The organism is Flavobacteriales bacterium, from assembly GCA_016715895.1.
Classification (GTDB): Bacteria; Bacteroidota; Bacteroidia; order Flavobacteriales_F; family PHOS-HE28; genus PHOS-HE28.
Genome location: JADJXH010000003.1, coordinates 1028035 through 1049820, shown reverse-complemented (window position 1 = coordinate 1049820; position 21786 = coordinate 1028035). Strand labels below are relative to the sequence as shown.

Here is a 21786-nt window from a genome sequence, read left to right as displayed (position 1 = left end):
GCCATACATACGTCAAAATCAATGACCAGTGTAAATAATTGATGATCAATGCAATATGGAGTGCGGCCTGGCAGGGGGAAGCGAAGATGATCTTCTTAAGTGATTCAAAGTCAACGGGAAGAAAGTATGTATGGCCATACATATGTCGGTGTGCGAGGCACTCCATGAAGCCCGCTCATCGACCATCCTCGATCAAGGTGCTTCCCTTGACCGTACGATCTCCGGTATCAGCGTTCGAAAGGACCGTCGCTCGCCATCCCGAAGATCGGCCACCGTTCGGTCCTCGGTAAGCCCCTTCACAACAGGCCGTCCACCGACCCCTTTCCCGGCCTCAGCACCACGGGGGCATCTCCGCTAAGGTCGATCACGGTGCTGCCCACAAGCCCGCCCATACCCGAATCGATCACCAGATCCACCTGAGCGCCCAGGTGCTCCGCGATCCGCTCCGGGTCGGTGGTGTAGTCCACCACCTGGTCCGGATCATGCACGGAAGCCGCCACAAGTGGATGACCCAGTTCCTCCACCAAGGCCAGGACCACTGGGTGGTCCGGGATCCGGAGACCGATCGTCCTCCGGTTCGTCTGGAACAGCTTCGGTGCCTCGCCTCCTGCTGGTAGGATGAAGGTGAACGGACCGGGCAGCGCCCGTTTCAGCAGCCTGAACGTGGAGGTATCGATCGGTCGAACGAACAGAGCGGCCTGGGAAAGGTCTTTGCACAGGAGGGAGAGCTCCGCGCGCTGTGGCTTGACGCCTTTCAAGCGCGCCACACGTTCCATGGCCGCAGCGTGCTTGGGGCTGCAAACGAACGCGTAGACCGTGTCGGTCGGACAGACCACGACAGCACCGTCGCGCAGCTTCCCGGCGATGGTGCGCACCTTTCTGGGCTCCGGGTCGCGGTGGTGGACCTGCAGCAGCATGATCAGCGCACCGCCTGGGCTTTCCGATGGTCGGCGAGGAACTTCTCCAGCCCGATCGTCGTCAGGGGGTGGTCGAACAGCGCCAGGATCGCGCTGAGCGGACATGTGGCCACATCGGCCCCCACCTCGGCACATTGGATGATGTGCATCGGGTGCCTGATGCTGGCCGCCAGCACCTGGGTGGTCATCCCGTAGTTGTCATAGATGGTCCGGATCTGCTCGATGAGCTGGACGCCGTCGGTGCTCACGTCATCCAACCGTCCGATGAACGGCGATACGTACGTGGCCCCTGCCTTGGCCGCGAGCAGGGCCTGGCCTGCACTGAACACCAGCGTGCAGTTGGTCTTGATGCCTTTGCCGGTGAAGTGCTTGATCGCCTTCACCCCGTCCCGTGTCATGGGCACCTTTACGGTGATGTTCGGATGGAGCGCCGCAAGCCGTTCTCCTTCGGTCACCATGCCCTGCAGGTCCGTACTGATCACTTCGGCGCTGACATCCCCGTCCACGATCGAGCAGATGTCCACGTAATGCTTGAGCACCTGGTCGTCACCGCTGATGCCTTCCTTGGCCATCAGGCTCGGATTGGTCGTTACACCGTCCAACACGCCAAGGGCATGGGCCTCCCGGATCTGCGCCAGGCTGGCCGTGTCGATGAAGAATTTCATGCGCCGAAGGTAGACGGCGGCGGATCAGGCCGGCGCTCGGATTCTCCACATGCCGGATCGACAGGCAGGTGGGGCGGAGCCGCGATCTACCGGTAATGCCGCATCATCAGCTGTTCGAACAGGCGCGAGGGCAGTATTTTCTTCAACAGCACGGACAGGCGCTGGACCCCGTGCGCCGCGTAGTGAACGCCGTACGGTGCCGCCTGGTGGATCAGCCGGGAGACCTTCACCGCCACCTCATCCGGGTCGCGGCTGTAATGAAGGCTGCCGTTCAGTACCTGCATCACGCGCTCGTAGGCCTCGGAATAATGGGTGCCGATCGAAGTGGGCCGGGCCCGGGACGTGGCGATACCCGTTCGGTATTCGCCGGGTTGCAGGGTGACCACGTTCACGCCGAACGGAGCCAGTTCCATCCGCTGCGCCTCGGCATACCGCTCCAGGGCCGCCTTGCTGGCACTGTAGAAGCCCCGGAAGGGCAGCCCGTAGTTCGCCGCCAGGCTGGTGATGTGTACGATCAGCCCCTGCTTTCGCTGCCGCATTCCCGGCAACACGGCCCTGCACACGCGGTGCGCGCCCATCACGTTGGTATCCAGCACCTTCAGTGCAAGCTCCGGAGTGATGTCCTCCGCCGGCCCTTGGATGCCGAGCCCGGCGTTGTTCACCACCACGTCGATGCGCCCGGTCTCCGTAAGCACCTCCTGCACCCCGCGCTGCACCGAATCCGCATCCGTGATGTCCATCTCCACCAGGCGATAGCCGCTCGGCTGTTCGTCCACCGTTCGTCCGGTCCCGTACACGCGATGCCCTTCCGCGGCCAGCCGCTTGCAGATGGCCTCACCGATGCCGCTGCTGCCGCCGGTGACGAGCACCACTTTCACGAAGGCCTGGTCGTTCATCGGAATCGTGCCCCAGGCCGGTCCTGTCACCGGCCCGGGCACGCGAATGGGTGGGGCAAGCGACTTCCATCGCACCGCTACGACCGCCTGCCCTTGCTGCCTTCCGGCCCTGGGGGGTTCAGCGGGAGCTGGTCGTGAAAGACTTGCCCCGGCGCAAAGGTAGCGCTCTGCGACGCACCGGGCGTTTGCGCACCTTTGTGGGCTCCATGGACCTGTCGATCGTCGTCCCCCTGCTCAACGAGCATGAGTCGCTCACCCCGTTGACCGAGCGCTTGCACGCCGCGCTTGGCGCCATGGGCGTGGCCTACGAGGTGATCTTTGTGGACGATGGGAGCACCGATGGCTCCTGGGAGGTCATCCGGGCCCTATCGGCTCGGGACCCACGGGTCAAAGGCATCCGCCTGGGACGCAACTACGGCAAGAGCCCCGCCCTCAATGAGGGCTTCAAAGCCGCTGCCGGCCGCGTGGTGGTCACCATGGACGCCGACCTGCAGGACGACCCCGGGGAAGTCCCTGCGCTGTATTCCATGATCGTGGATGAGGGCTACGATCTGGTCAGCGGCTGGAAGAAAGTGCGCCATGACCCCCTCAGCAAGACCCTCCCCACCAAACTGTTCAACTGGGCCACCCGGCAGGTGAGCGGTGTGCGCCTGCACGACTTCAACTGCGGACTGAAGGCGTACCGGGCGCACGTGGTGAAGTCGATCGAGGTCTACGGCGAGATGCATCGGTACATCCCGTTCATCGCGCAGCGCGAAGGTTTCCGGCGCATCGGCGAGAAGGTGGTGAAGCACCATCCCCGGCGTTTCGGCCGCACCAAGTTCGGGCTCGACCGCTTCATCAATGGCTTCCTGGACCTGATGACCATCTGGTTCGTGTTCCGCTTCGGGCGCAGACCGATGCACTTCTTCGGTGCGCTCGGAACGGTGATGTTCGTGCTCGGTTCCGGGGCCACCACCTGGCTCGTCGGTGACAAGCTCTGGCACGTGCTCAACGATCGCCCTGCGCGCCTCGTGTCGGACAACGCGCTCTTCTACGTGGCACTGGTGGCCATGGTGATCGGGGTGCAGTTGTTCACGGTGGGCTTCCTGGCCGAATTGGTCACGCGCAACGCTCCGGAACGCGGGCACTACCGGATCGACGAGCGTGTAGGTCTGTGACCCGGCCTGACATGGTGCACCGGTCCATTCGATGGTCGATCGGCGCCGTCCTCCTCCTCCTCCTCGCGCGTAATGTGCTGCTGGCGTCCGCCTGCGCCCCCTATGGTGACGATTGGGGCTACGCGGCCATGGGCATGCGCAGCGAGCCCCTTGAGCGCCTTGTGCATGAGCACCACACGTGGAACGGTCGGTACTTCAGCAATGCGCTGGTGCTCTATGGACCGCTCACCCTGGGCCTCGGGATCGGCCTTCCCCTGTATCGCGCGGTGCCTGTGGTGCTCCTCGTCCTTGTCACGGCGGCCATGGCCTGGCTCCTTGCGGGCTGGCCGAAGCTGATCCCGCGGCGGAGTGACCGTTGGGCGTTGGCCGCGGCCTTCAACCTGCTTCACCTCCACGCCATGCCGCACCTCGGTGAAGGGCTTTACTGGTACACCGGTGCGGTGACCTACCATGGGGCGTGGCTGCTCCTGCTCGTGCATGCCGGTGCCCTGATCCGCCTGGAGAGGGCGGGGCCGCGCCGCCTCCAAGTCCCGATCGCGGTCGGTTCCCTGGTCGCCGCCGCAGGTTGCAATGAAACGGCCATGGTCCTCCTGGTGTGCGGCCATGCCGGATGGACGCTCGCGGAACTGGTGAACACGCGGACCGCACCGTTCCGTCGCTGGGGCATGCTCGCCATGGCGGTCGGTTGCGGGCTCTTCGTGGCGCTTGCGCCGGGCAATGCCGTGCGAAGCATGCATTTCGACCAGCGTCACGACGTGCTGCTCACGCTCGGCATGGGAGGTGCTCAGGCCGCGCGCTTCGCCCTCACCTGGCTCTCCGATCCCGTGGTCCTGTGCGCCCTGTTCCTGGCCTGGTGGGCCGGTCGCACCCGAGCGACCGCGCCAAGCGCCTTTCAGCGGGCGTCGCCCTGGCTCATCGCGGCGGCACTTGCGCTTGGCGTGGGCACCTTGCTGCCGTACTGGACCATGGGCATGTTGGGGCAGCACCGCACGCTCAACTTCGTGCTGGGGCCCTTCCTCATCGGCATCATCGGGGCCGCTTGGACCCTGGGCCTGCATATGCGCGATCGACCGGTGCCAGGCTGGCTTGCCACATCGACGGCAGTGCGGATGGCATTTGGCCTCGCCTTGGTCGGGCTGCTCGTTTGGGGCAACGACCGCTGGGTGACCCGCGATCTCCTGAGCGGTGATGCCTGGCGTTTCCGGCGGCATACCGCGGATCTGCACCGGACCATCACGTTCGCTGTGCGGAGCGGATCTCCTCAGGCGGAGCTGCCCGTGTTCCCTCAACCCCTGAGGAGCCTGCGGATCCCGGAGCCCACCGCGGATCCGGATGCCTATTGGAACCGCACCCTGGCCGGGTATTTCGGCGGCGACGCGTTCCGCGTGGTGGCCGTTGAGGCTACGGCCCTGCCTCCGGGGGCGCCGCACTGACGGACGGGGGGCTGGGACAGCGGGCTCACCGAAGAGCTCCCTCGCCAGCCGGGCATCGTGACCATAGATGTCGTCGCGGAAGTTCAGCCGCGCATCCTCATCCACCCATGCTGTGAAGTAGCCGATGACCACAGGAAGGCGCGGCCGCACCGGCACGCTCAGCTCGGTCGGGCGCACCATGGCGGAATCGATGCGTGCGGCCGTCCAGCCCGTGTCATTGCGCAGCAAATAGGCCGCCAGGCGCCTGGGGTCGCTCAACCGCACGCAGCCATGGCTCAAGGCACGGTTCTCACGGGCGAAGGCTCCTTTGCTGGGGGTGTCGTGCAAATAGATGCTGTAGGAATTGGGGAACAGGAACTTCACCCGCCCCAGCGCATTGCCTGGTCCCGGTTCCTGCACGATGCGCGGAAGCGCGTCGCTGCCGCCCACACGCTTCATGCCTTTGCGCGCCAGATAACCCGGGTCGCGCCGCATGGCGGGCAGGATCTCATTGCGCACGATGCTCGATGGCACGGACCAGGTGGGGCTGAACACGATCCGCGACAGCGAGTCGGTGAAGACCACCGTGCTCGTGGCCTCCGCACCCACCACCACATCCATGCTCCAGATCGTGCGCCCCCCTTCGTGCACGTGCAGGCGGAACTCGGGGATGTTCACCAGCAGCATGTCCGGAGCGGTCCGTTCGGGCACCCACCGCAGCCGTTCCATGTTCACCAGCACGGTACGGATGCGGTCGTTGATCGGGGTGTTGAGCTGAAGGAGGAAGCCCTTGCCGATCACCCCGTCCGGCAGCAGTCCATGCCGGCCTTGGAAGATCTTGACAGCGGCCAGCAATGTGCTGTCGTACAGATGCGGGTCCTGTGCACGGCCCAGGTCATACCACGTGAGGTCCCCCAGTGCCGTCAGGCGTTCCCGGATGAGCACCACGGCCGTGTCCCGGTCCCCGGGCTCCAGCTTGCGACGCTTGCCCAGGTCCACACGTGGGAGCGCATCCATCCAGCGCAGCCCGTACAGCGCAGGCAGGCGCTGTTTGAGCGCCGCATACTGCGGATGCAGGGGTTCGATGGGGGAGAGGTCCATCCTTCCGGCCACGAGCGAATCGAGCAATTGGGCGAGGTCCTTCTTCCGTCGCGGGATGAACCAGTCAAGCTCGCGCAGGTCGCGTTGCACCAGGCCGCTGTATTTGCGGTCCGCGAAGCGGAAGAACTGGGCCGTGAGCGAGAGCTCCAGGTGTCGCATGAACGCCGGCGTCAGCGGCACCGTATCCCGCCGGTCACGGATGCGGTCGATCAACGCATGAAGCGCGTCGTGCGAAAAGGCCTGCCGCAGGATGCTGTCGTTCGCGGTCACCAGGTCCATGAAGGTCCCGGCCGCTGAGGAGAGGGAATCGTTGATGAACCACGCGTACTGCCCGTTGCGTCGCCGGTAGAACGCCTCGATGGCGTTGGAGTCCACGGCGTGTTCGGGATGCGCCGTCAGGAAGCTGTCCAGCTCTCCGGCCAGGAGATGGCGAACCGAGTAGACCTGGGGGGTCTCGAACACCGCGTTGATCGTGCGCGCCTCCTCCTCGGCGCTGGACGAGGGCACCTGCACCACCTCGCAACCGCCGCAGCACAGCACCACGGCGCCGATGATCAGGGAACCTGCGGAAGGGCGCGCGCTCATCGGGCCGCGGTCAGCGCTTCGGCGACCGGGTGGTGTACGTAGAGCAGTCCACCATCGGCGAGCAGCCGCACCAGGTCGGACATGGTGCTCCGTGGAACCGCCGGGCACCCCCAGCTGCGGCCCAGCCGGCCATGCGCGGCGATGAAGGCCTCGCTCACATAGTCCGCGCCGTGCATGATGATCTCACGCTCCAGCGCACGGTCGTTCATTCCCGCATCCAGCCCGTGCAGCAGAAGGGCCTGCCCGTGCTTGGGGCTCACGATCTCCGCTCCCACGCGGTACAGACCAAGGCTCGTGCGGTGCGAGCCCTCCTCATTGCCGAACACCTCGGCCATCAGTTCGCCGGTGCCTTGTCCATGGGCCACGTACGTATGCAGCACCGTGCGGCCCGTGATGAGGTCGATCACCACAAGGCGCTTCTGCGTGGAGGGTCGTGACATGTCGGCGATGGCCAGGACATGGGCATCCGGGGCCTCCGCGCACGCCCGTTCGATGCCGGTGCGGAAGGCTTCAAGGTCCAGCAGTCCTTCCAGTCCGTAGGTGCGGTGCAGGTCCACCACCTCATCCACCTGCAGGTGGATTCCTCGGTCCGCGCCGGGCACGACCATGGGCTCGGCCGGGGTGGCCGAAGGAAATAGCAATGCCAGGATGGCCGGTAGCAGCACCATCGTCTTCCTTGCGGGGTTGAAGGTAAGGACCGCGAACGATCGTCCCGTTCAACGGTCGACGGACCGGCCGGTTACGCCGTCCGGTCCCGTGTCCGGGGCGTTGGCGATCACCGGATGCGCGCGGCCAGCCGTTCCAAGGCCTCGGCAAAGGCATCCCAGGCGTACTTGCGCCGTTCGCGTCGGATGGCCTCACGCATGTCCTTCGGTCCGGCCAGGAAGCGCCGCATCCCGTCCACAAGCGCAGCGCCTCCACCAGCACCGACCACGTAGCCCGTGACCCCATCGACCACCACTTCGCCCAGCCCGCCCACATCGCTCACGATGCACGGACGCTCGAAGTGATAGGCGATCTGCACGATGCCGGACTGGGTGGCGGTGCGGTAGGGGAGCACCAGCACGTCCGCCGCACTGAAGTAGGTGGCCACCGCATCGTTGGGAATGTAGTCGCCGAAGTAGTGGATGCGCTCCGCCATCGGGCTGGCGTTCACCAGATCGCGGTATCGCTGCTCGTCCTCGTAGCACTCGCCGGCGATCACCAGGTGCAGACGAGGGTCCAGCGCGGCCATCGCAGGAAAGGCCTCGATGAGCAGATCGAGCCCCTTGTAAGGCCGGATGTAGCCGAAGAAGAGCGCGACGACGGCATCCTCCGGCAACTTCAGCATGCGCCGTGCATGGGCCATGTCCTGTGCAGCGCCGAAGTTGTCGTACACCGGATGGGGTGACCGCTCAATGGGAAGCCGGGGGTGCGCTGTGCGGATGTCCTTCTCCACGGCCTCGCTCATCACCAGGCAGCCGTCCACGCAGCGGAAGGCGAGCCACCGCAGGATCCGCTCGCCGGGCCTGTTCTCATGCGGGATGAAGTTGTCCACCACGTACACGACGCGCGTGCCCCGGTTGCCACGGGCCAGCAGCGAGATGGCCCAGAAGCACGGGGCGAAGAAGCTGATCCAGTACTTGAACAGCAGCACGTCCGGCGCATCCCGACGGATGGAGCGCCCGGTCCGCCACCAGCTCAGTGGACCGATGCTGTCCACGCGCACCTCCGCGGTCATCGGTGCGCTCCCCGCCGCACCACCGGACTCCTCCTGCGTCTTTCCCGGGAACAGCAGCTTGGGGTACTGCCGGCTGAAGGTGACGGCCCGCACCGCATGGCCGCGATGAAGGAGTTCGCCGGCGAAGCGCTCGTTGAAGTGCGCGATGCCGCCGCGGAGCGGAAAGAAGGTGCTCAGGTAGGTGATGCGCATGGACGCGGATCAAGCATCCGGTGCACGGTGCAGCCTGCAGGCATGCACCGCCGAACGCACCGTTTCTGCACTGATGTCGTCCATGCAGGCGTGTCCGCCCTTGTCGAGGCGGCGGCAACGCGGCGCGTAGAAGCACTCACAGCCCGTGCTCGGCTCCACCACACTTCCGCGACCGTACAGCTCGAACTCGTGCCGGTTGAAGATGTTGTTCATCAGCACCAGGTTCTTGTGCCGGCCCAGCGCCAGATGCATCGCCATGGTCACCTGGGTCACCACCGTGTCGCACTGGTCGAGCAGGTCGATGAAGAGCTGCAGGTCGAAATGTCCGAAGTAGGTGGCTCCGCTGGCCGCCGCGATGCGCAGGTTGCGGTCATGCTCCGGCGGGCCGCCCAGCAGCACCACCTCATAGCCGTCGCGCTTCAGGTGCCTTGCGAGCTCGGTCCAGCGGTCCTCGCTCCACAGGCGGCTGGTCCAGCGGCCCCCGCAACCGGTGTTCAGGCCCACCACATGACGGGCCCGGTCGATGTCCCAGGCCCTGCGTCCGGCCGCGTGGTTGTCCAGCACATAGTCCTCGCCTTGGAAGGTGAAGCCGGCGATGTCGAAGATCTCCTGGAGGTAGCTCAGGGTGTTCGACCGGCTCAGGTCATCGAACACCCCCGTGCTGAACTTGTGCACCGCCCGCTCATCCACCGGAGCGCAACGGCCGTCCTTCCAGATGAACCCGTGCTTCTCGCCGGCCTTCACGCGGACCATCAGGGCGCAGGCCTCGCGGTCCTTGTCGAGGTTGATGGCGTAATCGTAGGTGGTCTCCTCGATCACCAGCAGGGAGGCCAGGTCGAATGGCAGCTTCAGGTCCACCGAGGCCGGCAGGATCTCGGGGCTGAGCGTCAACCAGTGGATCTCCGCCTGCGGGAACCGCTGGCGAAGCGGTGTCAGCAGCGGCGTGGTGCGCACCACATCGCCCAACGCACCGAGCTTGATGATCAGCACGCGCTGGCGGATGGGGTCGTAATGCGTGCAGTCCGCACAGTGTACGCCATGCAGCTTGTGCGGTCCGCAGGGCACGTCGCCCCTGAAGTGGCGGCAATCCGGTCTGAAGAGGGTCATCCGCGGCCGAAGATAGCGGGCCCCTTTCAGCGGGGGCTGCCGGGCGTGCGTGGGTATCTTTGCCGCATGCGTTGCCACGCCCTTCGTGCGGTGCTGCCGTTGCTCGTCGCTGGTGGGCTCGCCGCCCAACCCCCCGCGCCCAACCGGACCGACGCGCAGGGCCGCAAGCAGGGCCCCTGGGCCCGGACCTGGGCGGACAGCCCGCAGCTGCGCTATACCGGTCAGTTCAAGGACGACCGGCCCGTCGGTTCCTTCACCTACTTCGCCACCAACGGCGCCGTGGAGAGCATCGTGGACCACTACGCCGATGGATCGGCGGCCCATGCACGGCACTACCATCCCAACGGCCGGTTGATGGCCGAAGGACGCTACGTGGGCCAGGACAAGGACAGCATCTGGACCTACTACGGTCCGGATGGGGGCAAGCGCTCCATGGAGGCCTGGGTGAAGGGACGGCAGCATGGGGAGCAGCTCACCTGGTTCAGCGACGGCACCCTGGCCGAGCGGATCACCTACGCCAACGGGGAGCAGGACGGGGTCCACGAGCAGTTCTTCCCGGGAGGGCAGGTGAAGCACCGCGGCACCTACGTGCGCGGCCTGGGCGATGGCACCTTCACCTGGTACCACCCCAATGGGGTGAAGGAGATCGAAGGACGCATGGTGAACGGCGACCGTGATGGCATCTGGTACCACTTTCTGGAGAACGGCAAGGTGCAGCTGCAGCTCGTGTACCAGCAGGGGCGCTTCATCAAGGACAAGAAGGAGAACGGCGTGTTCAAGGAGTACTGCGACGACGACCAGCTCCGCAGTGAGTTCACGTACGTGCAGGGCAGGCTCGACGGGCCGTTCACGGAGTACCACTGCAATGGCACGTGGGTGACGGAGCAGCTGCCCGCCGACCCCGCCCTTGGCGGAACGCCCGAGGTGCAGCGCGTGCTGAAAGGGCAATCGAAGAAGCGTGAAGGCACCTACCGCAACGGGCTGCTCAATGGCATCGTGACCGAGTACGACACGGCGGGCCGGGTCCTGAGCCGGGTGGACTATGTGGACGGAGAACCCAGACCCACCGCCCCATGAGCAGGCATGGACGGGTGCTCGTGGCGATGAGCGGCGGGGTCGACAGCTCCGTGGCCGCACTGCTGCTGCATGAGGAGGGCTATGAGGTGGTGGGGGTCACCATGAAGACCTGGGACTACGCCAGCAGCGGCGGCGCGAAGCGCCTTACGGGTTGCTGCGACCTGGACAGCATCAACGACGCGCGCAACCTGGCCGTCAGCCGCGGGTTCCACCACATCATCCTCGACATCCGCGACGAGTTCGGCGAGGCCATCATCGGCAACTTCGTGGAGGAGTACCTCGGTGGCCGTACGCCGAACCCCTGTGTGTTGTGCAACACGTTCATCAAGTGGGAGGCCCTGCTGAAGCGCGCGGACATGCTGGACTGTCCGTTGATCGCCACGGGCCACTACGCCCGCCTCACCCCGGTGGTGGAAGGACCCCATGCCGGTCGGTTCACCGTGAGCAAGGGGTTGGACGAAGGCAAGGACCAGAGCTATGTGCTGTGGGGCCTCAAGCAGGACAGCCTGGCGCGCACCCGCTTTCCGGTGGGTGGGTTCCACAAGAGCGAGATCCGCAGGCTGGCGCATGAGGCGGGCTTCCCGCAACTGGCCCAGAAGAGCGAGAGCTACGAGATCTGCTTCATCCCTGACAACGACTACCGGGGCTTCCTGAAGCGCAAGGAACCCGAGGTCACCGCCAGGCTCGCGCACGGCAAGCTCGTGAGCACCTCCGGCGAAGTGCTGGGGGAGCATGACGGCTATCCGTTCTTCACCATCGGCCAGCGAAAGGGCCTGGGCATCGCCGTCGGCGAACCGCTCTACGTCACGGACATCCGTCCGGAGACCAATACCGTGGTCCTGGGCAGAAAGGAGGAACTGCGCCGGCAGACGATGTGGGTGCGGCGTCCGAACTTCATGAAGATCAACGCGTTGAACGGCGAGATCGAAGCCGTCACCAAAGTGCGCTACAAGGACAAAGGCACGCCCAGCACGCTCCGGATGGAGGGTGAGCACGTGCGTGTGGAGTTCCATGCGCCGGTGGCAGGCATCGCTCCGGGGCAGAGCGCCGTCTTCTACGACGGGGATGATGTCCTCGGTGGAGGGTTCATCGACCGCATGCCATGACACACCGCCTGATCGCCCGTCGTTCCCTGCTCGCCATCGGCGCGCTGGCCGCGCTGCTGCCCGCCTGCCGCAAGGACGGGACCGGGCCGGTCGACCTGGGCTATGGCTATTTCCCCGTGCAGCAAGGCGCCTGGGCGGAGTACCTGGTGGATTCCTCCTGGTCCTTCGAGGCCATCGGCGTGAGCGGAGCGGTCCGTTACCGCCTTCGCGAGGTGATCGACTCGGTGTACACCGACCCGGAAGGCCGGACCGCTCAGCGCATCGAGCGCTTCGTGTGGGATACCCTCACGAACGACTGGCGGATCAAGGATGTGTGGACCCAGACGCGCCAGGCCACCTACGCCGAGCGCACCGAGGAGGATGTGCGGCTGCTCAAGCTCTCCTTCCCGCCGAAGGTGGGCGAGCGCTGGAACCTCAACGCCTTCAACAGCCTCCGCGACGTGGAGGTGGGCTATGAGGAGGTGGACCGGCCCTGGCAGCATGGCACCCTCAGCTTCGACAGCACCCTGCTGGTGCGCAACTACTATCCCAACAACCAGGTGGACACGCTCATCTACCGTGAACGGTACGCCAAGCACGTGGGGCTTGTGGAGCGTATGCGCGACACGTCGAACACCCAGGTCACCGGCACGAACGGCTGGTACTTCCGGCAGGTCATCACCGCACATGGGAACTAGGGGCATCTGTTGGTGGATGGTGCCGTCGGTGGCGGCCCTGCTGATCACATCCCCCGAGACCGCTGCCCAGACGGCACCGGCGACCTACCTCATCGAGTTCACGCACAAGGGAGGCACGCCGCACAGCCTTTCCGCCCCGACCACCTTCCTCAGCGCGCGCGCGATCGAGCGCCGCGACCGGCAAGGGATCCCGCTGGACTCCCTCGACCTGCCGGTGGACCCGGCCTTCGTGGCCGCCCTGCGGCAGGCGGGCGACCTGCAGGTGCTTGGCACAAGCCGTTGGCAGAACAGCGCCACCATCCGCAGCACCGACACGCTCGCGCTTGACACGCTCGACCGGTTGCCATTCGTGCGGGCCATGCGGTGCGTGCATGATGGCCGGCCGCATCACGTGGGCACTCCCTCCAAGTTCCCGGTGCTTCTGAAGAACAGCGTGGATGCGGCCGACGAGGCCACCTACGGCCAGGGCTTCCGGCAGCTCAGCATGCTCAACGGACACCTGCTGCACCGCGCCGGCGCCACGGGGGAGGGCATGCTGCTGGGTGTGCTGGACAGCGGGTTCGATCGCGTGGACCAACTGGCCGCCTTCTCCGCGCTGCGCGAACGCAACGGCATCGTCCTCACCGCCGATCTCGTGCAGGCCGACGGCGATGTGTACGCTGATCACTGGCACGGGCGCAGCGTGCTGTCGGTCATCGCGGGTCGCCTGCCCGGACGGTTCCTGGGCGTGGCCCCGGACGTGGATGTGGCGCTGGTGCGCACGGAGGATGCGGACAGCGAGTTCATCGTGGAGGAGGACCACTGGGTGCGCGGGGCCGAACTGCTGGACAGCCTGGGCTGCGATGTGCTGAACACCTCCCTGGGCTACACCACCTTCGATGACAGCACGCAGGACCACAGCGTGACCGACCTCGACGGCCGGACCACCCGCATCAGCATCGCCGCCGGCATCGCCGCCCGCAAGGGCATGGTGGTGGTGAACAGCGCGGGCAACAGCGGCCAGAGCGCGTGGTACCGCATCAGCCCGCCCGCCGACGCCGAGGGCATCCTCGCCGTGGGGGCCGTGGGTCTTGAGCGCCAGAGCGCACCCTTCAGTGGGCATGGTCCCTCGGCGGACGGCCGGGTGAAGCCCGATGTGTGTGCGGTGGGCTGGGAGGCCACCGGCCTCGATGTGGACGGCACTTCACTGGCGCGCATCAACGGCACCTCCTTCAGCGGACCGATCGTGGCCGGGCTTGCGTGCTGCCTGTGGCAGCTCCATCCCGACCGGTCCGCGGCGGAGATCACCGACGTCATTCGGCGCAGCGCATCGCACGCCCTGCGTCCGGACAGCGATGTCGGGTACGGCATCCCCGATCTGTGGCGGGCTCACCTGCTGCTGGAGGGTGAGGACCTCACCGGCCTGCGGCATGAGGCCGTCCTGCAGGTCTTCCCGATGCCCTTCAGCGACGGGTTCACCCTGGCGCTGTTCACCGGGGAGGCCGACCTGCTGCAGCTGGAGCTCTTCGATGCGCTCGGGCGGCTGGTCTGGCGCCTGTCCGAGCCCGTTGAGCCGGGCACCTATCGCCAGCTCACCCTCGCCGATCCGCAGCTGGCCGGCCTGCCGGACGGGCTGTATCACCTGCGCGCCGACCTCGGTGGTCCGCTGGTGGAACGCACCGTGGTCAAGGTGCGGCCATGAGCCGTTCCCGGGAAGTGCCGGTGATCCCGGTGCACACTCTGTTGGAGGCGTACGGCGAAGGCCGGTTCCCGATGGCGCATGCCGATGGGGAGCTCTACTGGCACGATCCCGATCCCCGAGCCGTGTTCGACCTCGGAACGGTGAGACCCAACGCACGTCTCGCACGGGCCATGCGCCAGATGGACCTCCACATCACGCGCGACGTAGCGTTCCCGGCCGTGGTGGAGGCCTGCGCCGAGCGTCCGGAGACCTGGATCGACGCGCGGATCCAGGCCACTTACGTCCAGTTGCACCGGGCCGGGCATGCCCACAGCGTGGAGGTCTGGTCCGCTGACGGACCCGGCAGGCGCCAACTGGTCGGCGGCATCTACGGGGTCGCCTTGGGCGGCGCGTTCTTCGGAGAGAGCATGTTCCATCGCGTGCCCAACGCGGGGAAGGTGGCCTTCCACGCCCTGGCGGAACACCTGCGCAGCGCGGGGTTCACGCTGTTCGACTCCCAATACCTGAACCCCTTCACGGCCAGCCTGGGTGCGGTGGAGGTGCCCCGGGCAAGGTTCTTGCGTATGCTTGCCGCCGCCAAGCAGGTCCCCGCATGCTTCTGATCCCCTCGCCCCGCGCCCTGTTCATGGTGATGGCCTGCCTTGGGTTGGTCCGGTCGATGGCGCAGGGCGGCCTGGTGGTGGAGGTGACCCTTCCGGCACAGGGGGATGGCGCACTGATGGTGGCCGTGTGCCCGGACGCGGTGTCGTTCGCCACGGACAAGGGCTGCTTGCAGCGCAAGGTGGAGGCCGTGCGGCCGGTGACCACGGTGCGCTTCGCCGACCTGCCGGCCGGGCGATATGCGGCCAAGGCCTTCCTCGACCTCAACGGCAATGATGCGCTGGACAAAGGCGCCCAAGGTCTGCCGGGGGAGCCGATCGGCTTCAGCAACGACGTGCTGGGCAAACCCTCCGCTGTCCTGTTCGAGAAGGCCTCCGTGACCGTGCCTCCGGAGGGGACCACCATACGGTTCAGGTTGCGGGGAAAGCCGCCCGCACGTCCTGCGCCCTGATCATCGCGCGTTGCGCACGATCTCCGGCGCCACCGCCTGACGTTCGCTGAGGTAGCGCTGGTAGGTCTCCGAGTAGCCGGCCCTGTTGTCGATGGCCTCACCGTAGCGTCCCATGAGGGTCAGCAGTGCGTCGGTTGCTTCGCGCAGACCATTCTGTCCGCCGCTAAGGGCCGTGATCACATCTGCGCATCCGCTGGTCACCGCGTGCTTCACGAAGAACTCGCCGGCCTGGCCCCGCATCAGGATCCGAAGTCCGCACCGGGCTGCAACCGCTAGGTCTATAGCATCGTCAAAGAAGAAGGCGACTTCCTCGTCGCGCAACCGGTGTTTTTTCAGGAAGGCATCGAAGGCCTCTCGCTTGTCGATGAAGCCCATGTAGAGCGCGTGCAGCTTCTCCCGCTGCGCGAACCTTTCCGCATGGGGGTTGTGCTGTCCGGTGATGACGGCAGCGAAGGGGAGCTGTTCCTTGTTCTGCAACCACAGCCCGAAGCGCAGCAGGTTCACGCCCATGCTGCCCACCTCGCTGAAGGGGCTGCCACCTTCAAGGTCTTTCCAGCCGTCATTGAAGACGCCGTCCCAGTCGAACAGCACTGCGCGCACGGCAGCGAGGCGCTCCACCATTTCCGGTTGCCCTAGCAGGACTTCCGTGCCCAGTTCCAGAAAAGGGTCACGGTCCATGGGGTGCTGGTGTGTGGCCTCGGTCACCCCGCGATCGCCTTCATCAGGTCCTGGATGTCGAGCATGCCGAGCTGCTTGCCGTTCTCGCTCACGCTCAGCGTGTCCACCTTGTGCTCCTTGAAGGCCTTCTGGGCCTCGTCGAGCAGGGCCTCCGGGCTGATGGTGAAGGGCGCGTTGAACTTCAGCGTGCTCAGTTTCTTCGCTAGGAACTTGTTGCCCTCCTTCTCGATGCCGCGGCGTAGACCACCGTCGGTGAAGACGCCCACGTTCTTGCCCTTGCCGTCAACCACCATCACGGCACCGAAGCCATGCTTGGTCATCTCCACCAGGGCCTCGCTCACGGTGGCGCTGTCCTTCACGATGGGGTTGCTGCGCGAGAGCACGTCCTTCACCTTCATGGTGATTAGGCGCGTGTCCACGTAGAACTGCTTGGTGCCAATGGCCGTGAAATGGTTGTCGGTGAGCTGCTTCATCAGCTTCCAGGGCACGGTGATCGTGTGCACCCCGAGCTCCACGGCATTGCGCACGTGCTCCACGGTGCGCACGCTGCTGAACATGATCTTGGTGTCGTAGCCGTAGTAGTTCACGGCACGCACGCACTGCTCCACGAGGGCGAGGGCGTCGTGGCCCTGGTCCTGAAGGCGGCCGACGAGCGGGCACACGTAGGTGGCACCCGCCTGCATGGCCATGTAGGCCTGCTGGATGGTGTACACCAGGTGCACGTTCACCATGATGCCCTCGTTGCGCAGCATCTTGCACGCGCGCAGGCCCTCCAGGCTCACAGGGATCTTGAAGACGGTGGTCTCCTTCTTCAGGCCCATCTTCAGCTGGCGCTTGGCCTCCTTCACCACTTCCTCGGCGGTCTCGCCCAGGGCCTCCACCTGCAGGATGGGGACCTTCTTGGCGAGGTCGAGGATCATCTTGTCGATGTTCGTGACCCCGCCCCGGTGCATGAAGGTGGGCGTGGTGGTGAGGCCGGTGAGGAAGCCGAGCTTGAAGGCTTCATCGATCTCCTTGATGTCGGCGCTGTCGAGGTAGAGTTCCATGGAATGCGGAGTGTGTTGGGGCGACCATATAGTCGCCCGTACTTTAATCTATGGGGTTACAGTGACGTTGCGGTGCTTCACCTCCACGGCGTGAAGATCGAGCAGGGGCTTGATGAATTCCTCCAGGTCGTACACGCAGAGCTGGCTGGCGGCGTCGCACTCGGCGGTGCTGGGATCGGGATGGGTCTCGATGAACACGCCGTCCACACCAGCGGCCACGCCGGCGCGGGCGATGGTGGGCATCACGTCGCGGTTGCCGCCGCGCGGGTCGGCGCTGGGGATGCCGTACTTGCGGATGCTGTGCGTGATGTCGAACACCACGGGGTAGCCCGTCCTGCGCATGTGGTAGAACGCGCGGGGGTCCACGATCAGGTCGTTGTAGCCGAAGGTGTAGCCGCGCTCGGTGAGGATGATCTTGTCATTCCCCACGCTCACGCACTTCTCGGCCGGCTTGATCATGTTGTCCGGCGCCAGGAACTGCGCGTGCTTCAAGTTGATCACCGCGCCGGTCTTCGCAGCCTCGGTGACCAAGGTGGTCTGCATCACCAAGTAGGCCGGGATCTGCAGCACGTCCACCACCTCGGCGGCGGGCTTGGCCTGGCTGGGGTAGTGGATGTCCGTGAGGATCGGGAAGCCGAAGTCCTTCTTGATGCGGGCGAGCACCTTCAGCCCTTCCTCCAAGCCGGGGCCCTGGTAGAAGTCCACACTGCTGCGGTTGTCCTTGGTGAAGCTGCTCTTGTAGATCACGGGCAGCTTCAGGCGCTCGCTCACCTCCTTGAGCTTCTCGGCGGTGCGCAGCATCACGTCCTCGGTCTCGATCACGCAGGGACCGGAGATGAGGAAGAGCTGGTCGGAGCCGCAGGCGATGTTGCCGACGTGGACGATCTTGGTCATGAGCACAGGGACCGACCGCTCGACCGGCCGGCGGGCAAAGGTAGCCCGGCGCTTCGAGCCGTCCGGCCTTACTCCACGGTGACGCGCAGCATGCGTTTGCCGTCCAGGATGCCCTCCAGGGTGTCGCCCACGGCGATGGGGCCCACACCGGCCGGTGTGCCCGTGAAGAGCAGGTCGCCCGGTTCCAAGGTGATGAAGCGCGACACGTAGGCGATCAGTTCATGCACCGGGAAGAGCATGTCCCGCGTTCGGCCACGCTGCACCAGGGTGCCGTTGCGGAGCAGCTCGATCTGAAAGCTCTGCAGGTCGGTGGCGCTGGTCATGGGCAGGTGCACGTCCCCGATCACCGCACTGTCGTCGAACGCCTTGGCCTTCTCCCAGGGCAGCCCCTTGGCCTTCAGGTCGTTCTGGATGTCGCGCGCGGTCAGGTCCAGGCCCAGGGTGTAGGCGCTGATCATGCCCGGCGCCATGGCCGCCGGGATGTCCTTGGCGTAGCCGTCCAGCACGCACACCAGCTCCAGTTCGTGGTGGATGGTGCCCAGGTGGGTGGGGAGCTTCAGGGGCCTGCCGGGGTGGGCGATGGCCGTGAAGGGCTTCAGGAAGAAGACCGGCTCTTCGGGAGGGGCGTTCCCCAGCTCGCGGGCGTGGTCACCGTAGTTGCGGCCGATGCAGATGCACTTCATGAGCGTGGTGGTTGGCGTGTTGAACGGGTCTTCGTGGCCGGTCAGCCCACGCTGTTGAGGTCCTCCAAGGCCTTGCGCATCACCGCCAGGGTGCTGCCGGGCAGTTCGGCCTTGGTCATCAGCCATTGCATGTAGCCGGGGTCGTTGCGGCCGATTGACTCCAGGGGCCATCCCCGGTACTTGCCGAAGGTGAGGCAGATCTGGCCGTTCTGGTCGAAGGCCAGCTTGCCGGCCGCATCGGGGCTGCGCTGGCGGTCTCCGCTGAACTCGCCGAGCTGGTCCACGTCGGCAGGAAGGTCGCCGTACCGCTCCAACTGGGCGAGCAGCACATCGGCCGTAGCCTCCACATCGGCCAGGGCATCGTGTGCGCCACCGTGCTCCCGGCCGCAGTAAAAGCGCAGCGCCGCGCTCAGGTCGCGGGGCTCCATCCGGTGGAAGATGCGCTGCACATCCACGATACGCAGGGCGGAGGTGTCCCACGCATGGCCCACGCGATGCAGTTCCTCGGCCAGGAAGGGCACATCGAAGCGGATGACGTTGAAACCGGCCAGGTCGCAACCCTCCAGGGCCGCCAGCACCTCATCCGCCAAGGCCCCCAGCGGCGGCGCATCGGCCACCATGGCGTCCGTGATGCCGTGGATGGCGCTGGCCTCCGGAGGGATGGGCATGCCAGGGTTCACCAGGCTCTGCCACGGCTGCCTGCTCCCGTCGGGGGTCATGCGCACGATGCCGACCTGCACGATCCGGTCCTGACCGATGCGGGTTCCGGTGGTCTCCAGGTCGAAGAAGGCGAGTGGCCGTTGAAGGTGCAGCCGCATGTCCGCAAGTTGGCCATGAAAAAGCCCCCCGGAGGTCCGGAGGGCTTTCAAGTTGTCCACAGCGGCAGGGATCAGCGCGTCTTCAGCTTGACATACTGGAACTTGCCGTACTTCTCGGTGTTGATGTAATCGCCCTTGTAGGCCGGGCCCTGCACCAGGGAGTTGATGGCCTCGATGTAGATGACGTCGGCGTTCTTGCCGCGGGCCTGCACCGCCTCGATGAGGCGCTTGCGGGCATCGTCCATCCGCTGGCGGCTCAGGTTCTCGTTGGTGCCGAAGGTCCGGGTGGGCACCTTCGAGGCGCTGGCCTCGATGACGATGGTGGCCTTGCCGTTCTTGTCGATCAGGCCCACCACGGTGTCGATGAAGCCCTTCCAATCCGTCTCGGCCTGATCGATGTCCTTTTTGTTGTACTCGTAGTACTTGGCATACTCGGCCGCGTAGCTGGCGTCGGGCATCGTGTGGGTCTTGCCCTTCTCCTTCAACTGGGCATCGGTCAGGTACTCCTCAGGTTTGGCCTTCCCACCGGTCGTGGCGGGTTCACCCTTCTCCTTGCTGCCCGGAGGAGCGCCCTTGGGCAGGTCCACAATGCTCGCCGGTCCGGTGATGCTCACCGGGTTCAGGTAGATCTCCTTGTTGATCTCCTGATAGGCGGTCTCGCACTCGACATAGATGTCCTCCGTATGGATCGTCTTGTCGTCCACCCGGTAATCCAGGTTGTACTCCTTGCACGGCGGCAGGATCACCACATACACGCCGTCACGCTGCCGCGGTTTGTAGGTCTTCACCTCGCCAGTGGCCTTGTCGGTGACGTACAGGATGGTGCTCGGCGGCAGGGTGGTGCCCGGCGGGGGGATGATGAATCCCTTGAGCACCGTGAGGCCCTCGGATTCCATCTCCTCGGGAAGGTCGACGAAGTAGATGTCCTTCTCGCCATACCCGCCGATCTTGTCGGAGCTGAAGTAACCGCGCCGGCCGTCGGCGGTGGTCACGAAGAAGACGTCATCGTCCACCGTGTTGAGGGGCACCCCGATGTTCACCGGAGGGGTCCACGTGCCGTCCTCCTGCATCTCGGTGGTGAAGATGTCGAAGCCACCCATGCTGTTGTGGCCCTTGGAAGCGAAGAACATGGTGCGGCCATTGGGGTGGATGAACACGGCATCCTCGTCATATGGCGTGTTCACCACATTGCCGATGCTTTGGGCCTTGCTCCATTCACCGGTGGGCAGCTTCACCACGCGGTAGATGTCACGACCACCTGCGCCGCCCTTGCGGTCGCTCACGAAGTAGAGGGTGTTCCCGTCGGCCGTGATCGCGGCATGGGTCTCCCAGCTCTTGGTGTTCACGTCACTGCCGATGAGCACGGGATCGCTCCACAATTCGCCCACAAGCCGGCTTTCGTAGAGGTTGCCATCACCTCCGTCGTCCCGGTAGATGAAGAGGGTCTGTCCATCGGCGGATACGTTCACGCTGGCCAGATGACCTCCTTCGGGCGGGTTGATGTTGAGCAGTTCGGGTGCCTGCCAGTTGCCCTCGCGGTCCTTGTAGCTCACATAGATGTTCTCGAACGGCAGGCCGGCCACCGGATCGATGACGCCGCTGTTGGAGCTGTCCGGACGCACACGTCGGCTGGTGAAGAAGAGCGCGTTGCCGTCCACGCTCAGCACGGGGCTGAAGTCGGGGTGATCCTGGTTCACCACCTTGCCCACATTGCTGATCTGGTACGGCTTGGGGTCGGCGACGAGCTTGCGGGCATTGGCCGTCTGCTCCTTGCCGCGTGTCGCCATGGGATAGAGCTCGTGCGCCTTGTCCGCGCCATCAAGGAACTTCTGGTAGGACTGGTCGGCTTTGTCGTACTCCCCGTTCAGGTGGTACGCGCGTCCCAGATAGTAATCCACCTCCACGGGCGCGTTCTTCTCCCGAACGTCGAAGGGATCGTAGCCGGCCGTGTTGAACCCCCCGTAGCCGGAACTGCGCTGGGCGGCCGCCTTCTCCAGATAGGGCAGGGCTTTGTGCTTCTGGTTGTACGAATGGAAATAGCAGTACCCCAGCTTGTAGTTCAGGTTGGCGTTGTCCGGTTGCTCCTGCACCAGCTGGTCCCAGATCTCGGCCGACTGGTTGTAGAGCTTCTCCTCCATGAGCTTGTTGCCCTCCTCGAACTTCCAGGTGAACGTGGTGCTCTCGCCCTGGGCGAAGGCGCCGTCCATGGGGACGAGCAGTGTGGAGGAGAGAAGGAGCGCGTAGCCGTGCTTCATTGCGGTACGAATGGTTCAGGCCCTGATCGAGGGCTGCGAAATGTAGCCATTTTCCCCAGCGGGGA

Annotated in this window: 20 protein-coding genes and 1 other RNA gene; 7 read left to right on the top strand and 14 right to left on the bottom strand. The window is 65.4% G+C overall.

The window, feature by feature from the left end:
- Window positions 1–296 precede the first annotated feature (296 nt).
- The 4 genes from IPM49_04870 to ffs all read right to left on the bottom strand — a co-directional run bounded on the left by IPM49_04870 (window position 297) and on the right by ffs (window position 2627).
- Window positions 297–917 (bottom strand): threonylcarbamoyl-AMP synthase, encoded by a 621-nt coding sequence (locus IPM49_04870; GenBank protein ID MBK9273858.1) that lies wholly within the window; start codon window positions 915–917, stop codon window positions 297–299.
- Between the two features lie 2 nt (window positions 918–919).
- A complete protein-coding gene (gene fsa / locus IPM49_04865) occupies window positions 920–1582 on the bottom strand; it encodes a fructose-6-phosphate aldolase (protein ID MBK9273857.1) in 663 nt (220 codons plus the stop codon).
- A gap of 86 nt (window positions 1583–1668) precedes the next feature.
- A complete protein-coding gene (locus IPM49_04860; GenBank protein ID MBK9273856.1) occupies window positions 1669–2478 on the bottom strand; it encodes an SDR family oxidoreductase in 810 nt (269 codons plus the stop codon).
- 56 nt (window positions 2479–2534) lie between these two features.
- An RNA gene (gene ffs / locus IPM49_04855) (signal recognition particle sRNA small type) lies at window positions 2535–2627 on the bottom strand.
- Window positions 2628–2684: 57 nt separating this feature from the next.
- Here ffs and IPM49_04850 point away from each other — a divergent pair.
- On the top strand, window positions 2685–3638 hold the full coding sequence (locus IPM49_04850) for a glycosyltransferase family 2 protein (protein ID MBK9273855.1): 954 nt from the start codon (window positions 2685–2687) through the stop codon (window positions 3636–3638).
- Here the strand turns inward: IPM49_04850 and IPM49_04845 are convergent.
- From IPM49_04845 to IPM49_04830, 4 genes are all read right to left on the bottom strand, one after another.
- A complete protein-coding gene (locus tag IPM49_04845) occupies window positions 3608–6736 on the bottom strand; it encodes a L,D-transpeptidase family protein (GenBank protein MBK9273854.1) in 3129 nt (1042 codons plus the stop codon). The genes IPM49_04850 and IPM49_04845 overlap by 31 nt on opposite strands.
- Window positions 6733–7404, bottom strand: coding sequence for a murein L,D-transpeptidase catalytic domain family protein (locus tag IPM49_04840; protein MBK9273853.1), 672 nt, complete (start codon window positions 7402–7404; stop codon window positions 6733–6735). Before IPM49_04840 ends, IPM49_04845 begins: the two co-directional genes overlap by 4 nt.
- 107 nt (window positions 7405–7511) lie before the next feature.
- The gene (locus IPM49_04835) at window positions 7512–8648 is read right to left on the bottom strand and encodes a glycosyltransferase (protein ID MBK9273852.1); all 1137 of its coding nucleotides are present in this window, start codon (window positions 8646–8648) and stop codon (window positions 7512–7514) included.
- A gap of 9 nt (window positions 8649–8657) precedes the next feature.
- Window positions 8658–9755, bottom strand: coding sequence for a glycosyltransferase family 9 protein (locus tag IPM49_04830; protein ID MBK9273851.1), 1098 nt, complete (start codon window positions 9753–9755; stop codon window positions 8658–8660).
- 66 nt (window positions 9756–9821) lie between these two features.
- Here IPM49_04830 and IPM49_04825 point away from each other — a divergent pair, with 66 nt between their 5' ends.
- Genes IPM49_04825 through IPM49_04800 form a run of 6 tightly spaced genes read left to right on the top strand, consistent with a single transcriptional unit; the run spans window position 9822 to window position 15347 of the window.
- Window positions 9822–10832: a hypothetical protein gene (locus tag IPM49_04825; GenBank protein MBK9273850.1), complete on the top strand. Its 1011-nt coding sequence runs from the start codon at window positions 9822–9824 to the stop codon at window positions 10830–10832.
- Window positions 10829–11938: a tRNA 2-thiouridine(34) synthase MnmA gene (gene mnmA, locus IPM49_04820; protein MBK9273849.1), complete on the top strand. Its 1110-nt coding sequence runs from the start codon at window positions 10829–10831 to the stop codon at window positions 11936–11938. Before IPM49_04825 ends, mnmA begins: the two co-directional genes overlap by 4 nt.
- Complete coding sequence (locus IPM49_04815) at window positions 11935–12615, top strand: hypothetical protein (protein ID MBK9273848.1); 681 nt, start codon at window positions 11935–11937, stop codon at window positions 12613–12615. The genes mnmA and IPM49_04815 overlap by 4 nt, the downstream gene beginning before the upstream one ends.
- A 16-nt stretch (window positions 12616–12631) precedes the next feature.
- Window positions 12632–14296, top strand: coding sequence for a S8 family serine peptidase (locus tag IPM49_04810; GenBank protein MBK9273847.1), 1665 nt, complete (start codon window positions 12632–12634; stop codon window positions 14294–14296).
- The gene (locus tag IPM49_04805) at window positions 14293–14898 is read left to right on the top strand and encodes a leucyl/phenylalanyl-tRNA--protein transferase (protein ID MBK9273846.1); all 606 of its coding nucleotides are present in this window, start codon (window positions 14293–14295) and stop codon (window positions 14896–14898) included. Before IPM49_04810 ends, IPM49_04805 begins: the two co-directional genes overlap by 4 nt.
- The gene (locus IPM49_04800; protein ID MBK9273845.1) at window positions 14889–15347 is read left to right on the top strand and encodes a DUF2141 domain-containing protein; all 459 of its coding nucleotides are present in this window, start codon (window positions 14889–14891) and stop codon (window positions 15345–15347) included. The genes IPM49_04805 and IPM49_04800 overlap by 10 nt, the downstream gene beginning before the upstream one ends.
- Here the strand turns inward: IPM49_04800 and IPM49_04795 are convergent, their stop codons facing one another.
- From IPM49_04795 to IPM49_04770, 6 genes are all read right to left on the bottom strand, one after another.
- Window positions 15348–16025, bottom strand: a complete 678-nt coding sequence (locus IPM49_04795; GenBank protein MBK9273844.1) for a phosphatase — start codon at window positions 16023–16025, stop codon at window positions 15348–15350.
- A 23-nt stretch (window positions 16026–16048) separates the two neighbouring features.
- The gene (locus tag IPM49_04790; GenBank protein MBK9273843.1) at window positions 16049–17071 is read right to left on the bottom strand and encodes a CBS domain-containing protein; all 1023 of its coding nucleotides are present in this window, start codon (window positions 17069–17071) and stop codon (window positions 16049–16051) included.
- A 48-nt stretch (window positions 17072–17119) separates the two neighbouring features.
- Window positions 17120–17965: a 3-deoxy-8-phosphooctulonate synthase gene (kdsA, locus tag IPM49_04785; protein MBK9273842.1), complete on the bottom strand. Its 846-nt coding sequence runs from the start codon at window positions 17963–17965 to the stop codon at window positions 17120–17122.
- A gap of 68 nt (window positions 17966–18033) precedes the next feature.
- Window positions 18034–18648, bottom strand: coding sequence for a fumarylacetoacetate hydrolase family protein (locus IPM49_04780; GenBank protein MBK9273841.1), 615 nt, complete (start codon window positions 18646–18648; stop codon window positions 18034–18036).
- A 41-nt stretch (window positions 18649–18689) separates the two neighbouring features.
- Window positions 18690–19466, bottom strand: coding sequence for a 3'-5' exonuclease (locus IPM49_04775; GenBank protein MBK9273840.1), 777 nt, complete (start codon window positions 19464–19466; stop codon window positions 18690–18692).
- Window positions 19467–19537: 71 nt separating this feature from the next.
- The gene (locus tag IPM49_04770) at window positions 19538–21721 is read right to left on the bottom strand and encodes a PD40 domain-containing protein (protein ID MBK9273839.1); all 2184 of its coding nucleotides are present in this window, start codon (window positions 21719–21721) and stop codon (window positions 19538–19540) included.
- Window positions 21722–21786: the final 65 nt, after the last annotated feature.